Annotated in this window: 2 protein-coding genes; one reads left to right on the top strand and one right to left on the bottom strand. The window is 70.3% G+C overall.

Annotated features, from left to right (window positions below; translation table 11 throughout):
* Nucleotides 1-287 precede the first annotated feature (287 nt).
* Nucleotides 288-1,604 (bottom strand): serine hydroxymethyltransferase, encoded by a 1,317-nt coding sequence (glyA, locus tag VM681_07655; GenBank protein ID HVL87857.1) that lies wholly within the window; start codon nucleotides 1,602-1,604, stop codon nucleotides 288-290.
* A 119-nt stretch (nucleotides 1,605-1,723) separates the two neighbouring features.
* Between glyA and VM681_07660 the strand changes: the two genes are divergently transcribed.
* A partial coding sequence (locus VM681_07660; GenBank protein ID HVL87858.1) for a DUF4147 domain-containing protein occupies nucleotides 1,724-2,894 on the top strand: 1,171 nt, incomplete at its 3' end.

A 2,894-nucleotide genomic window follows, 5' to 3' on the forward strand; every position in this document is an offset into this window, starting at 1 on the left:
GGCTTGGGCCTCCTCCGTGGGGGTGGTCGACTTCGACGAATCGCCGGTCGTGATTTGGCGGGACGGTCGCGGGGAACCCTCTTCCGGCCGGGAAGAGTCCGTGGTCACTTGCGGGGAATCCGCATCCATGAGAAGCACACCGAAGGCCCCCCTGCGAGGGGGCGCAGCGCCGGTATAATAGGGAATGGTTTAAAAGGCTTTCGCGGGAAGCGTCTGCGCGTTGGCCGTGGCCGCTTGGCCACATCTGACGCGCAACGCGCACAAGCGCACGGCGGGCGCCCAGCTCGCTACTTGACGGCGAGTGTCCAGAACTCGTATGCAGGGGTCCCTTCCTCGAAGCAATAGCGCACTCCGCGGAAGCCCTTGCGGAATTCGGCCACGTCGGCGCGAACCTTCTCGGGCGCCACCTTGTCCACGACGACCTGCCGCACAAACCGCGCGACGTCGCCCATGTCGGCCGGACGAAGCCCGATGCGCGTGAGCTCCTGCGACCCCAGGCGCAGCCCGGAGGGGTTCATGGGCTTCTCGTCGCCGGGAAGCATGTTCATGTTCGTGATCACGTTCCCCCGCTCCAGCGCCTCGGCCGCCCACTTGCCGCCGCCGTGCTCGCGCACGTCCACGACGACTTGGTGGCTCTCCGTGAAGCCCTTGTGCTCGCAGAGGACCTTCACGCCCTCCTCGTGCAGCGCTTGGCCGAGCGCCTTTGCGTTCGCCACGACCTGCGAGGCGTAGTCCCGCCCGAACTCGAGGTGCTCCGCAAACGTGACCGCCTTGGCTGCCATGTGGTGCAGATGGTGCGAGGAGACGACGCCCGGGAACACGGCCGAATCGAGCTTCTTCTTGAGCTTGGCGTTCTCCTCCGAGTCGTCGAGGTTCGACAGGAGGACGGCGCCCTGGGGGCCCGGAAGCGTCTTGTGCGTGCTCCCGGTCATCACGTCGGCGCCCTCCCGCAGCGGGTCCTGGAACCGGCCGCCCGCGATGAGGCCAAGCACGTGCGCGCCGTCGTACATCACCCGCGCGCCCACCTCGCGCGCCACCGGGGCGATCTCCGAGACCGGATGCGGGAACAGGAACACGCTGCCCCCCAGCACGACCACCTTGGGCCGCACTTCACGGATGAGCTTCTTGGCCCCTTCGACCTCGAGGTTCATCTCGCGGTCGTTCCACGGGTACGTGTGGATCGCAAGCCCGCGCTGCCCCGCCGAGCCGAACTTCGCGTGGCTGATGTGGCCGCCCGAAGCGGTCCCAAGCGCCGTGATCGCGTCCCCGGGCTGCGCAAGCGCGAAGAAGGCCGCCATGTTCGCGTTCGTGCCCGACGTGGGCCGCACGTCGGCGTGCGAGCAGCCGAACAGCTCGCGCGCAAGCTCCGCGCAGCGCCGCTCGACCTCGTCGATGAACGCGAGGCCCTGGTAGTACCGCTTGCCCGGGTGTCCCTCGGCGTACCGGTCGTGGAAGTCCGAGACGAGAAGCTGCCGCGCCAGGGGCGAGATGAGATTCTCGCTTGCGATCATGGGCAAGCACGCGTCGAACCACGCGTGATGGCGACGCACCTGCTCGAAGACGAAATCGACGTCGGAGCGGCGGGAGGGCGAGGGGGAGGGCATCGCTTCCCCATGGCCCGCCGGACGAAAAGTCTATGGGCCGGTTGCGGAAACGCGTACCCGCCGGGCACTTCCGCAGTCGCCCCGACAAAGGCTTTACGTCTCCGCCCGTTCGCGCCCCCGTGATCTTCCGCAACTTCGAGGACCTCGTCCTTGGCACGGAGGAAGGATGGCGCGGCTGGCGGCAGGACGCGCTTTCCATCCTCGACGCGGCCGTGTCCGCCGTCGAGCCCGAGGCGCTCGTGCGCGCTGCGCTCCCCGCCGACCCGGAAGAGCCGCGCCGGATCCTGCTTTCCGAGAAGCCGCCCCTGGACCTCCGCAAGTTCCGCCGCGTCCGCGCGCTTGCCGTCGGCAAGGCGGCCGAGCGCATGATGCAAGGCGCGGACGGCGTCCTGCCCGTCGACGAGGGGCTCGTCGTCTCGCCCGCCGGAACGCCGCACGGGAAGCACGTCTTCCTGCAAGGAGGGCACCCGCTTCCCGACGACGCAAGCGTCGCCGCGGGCGAGGCCGCGCTTGCCATGGCGCGCGCGACCGGCGAGAACGATCTCTTCGTGGTTCTCCTCTCGGGCGGCTCCTCCGCGTGCCTGGAAGCCCCCGAGGTCCCCGTCGAAGACCTCGCCGCCGCCACGCGCGCGCTCCAAGACGCCGGCGCCGACATCTGGGAGCTGAACACCGTCCGCAAGCACCTCTCGCGCGTGAAAGGCGGACGTCTTGCCAAGGAAGCGCGCGGCACCGTCCTCACGCTAGTTCTCTCCGACGTCCCCGACGACGACGTCCACTTCGTCGGCTCGGGACCCACGGCGCCCGACCCCACGGGCTTCGACGACGCGCTCGCCGTCGTCCGCAAGCTTCGCCTCGAGCGGCTTCCCCGCTCCGTCGTCGAGCATCTCCGCGCCGGCGCCAGGGGCGAGCGCGAGGAGACCGTGAAGCCCGCGGACGCGACGTGGAAGCGCGCGACGACCGTGCTCGTGGGCGGCGCCGCCACCGCCGCCGCGGCCGCCGCGCAGAAGGCCGTCACGATGGACTTCCACGCGTTCTGGGTCCGCGAGCCGCTCCTTGGCGAGGCCCGCGTGGCCGGCGCCAAGCTCGCGCAGATGGCGCTCGACGTCGAAGCCGGCCGCGTGCCCATCGACCGGCCCGCGTGCGTCGTCTACGGCGGCGAGACGACCGTGCGCGTGACGGGCGCCGGAAAAGGCGGGCGCAACCAGGAGCTCGCGCTTGCCGCCGCCCTCTCCGCCGACACGGAGTTCGTGCTCGCGAGCATGGGCACCGACGGCATCGACGGGCCCACGG

The organism is Candidatus Thermoplasmatota archaeon, from assembly GCA_035541015.1.
In the GTDB taxonomy this organism is placed as follows: Archaea; Thermoplasmatota; SW-10-69-26; order JACQPN01; family JAIVGT01; genus DATLFM01.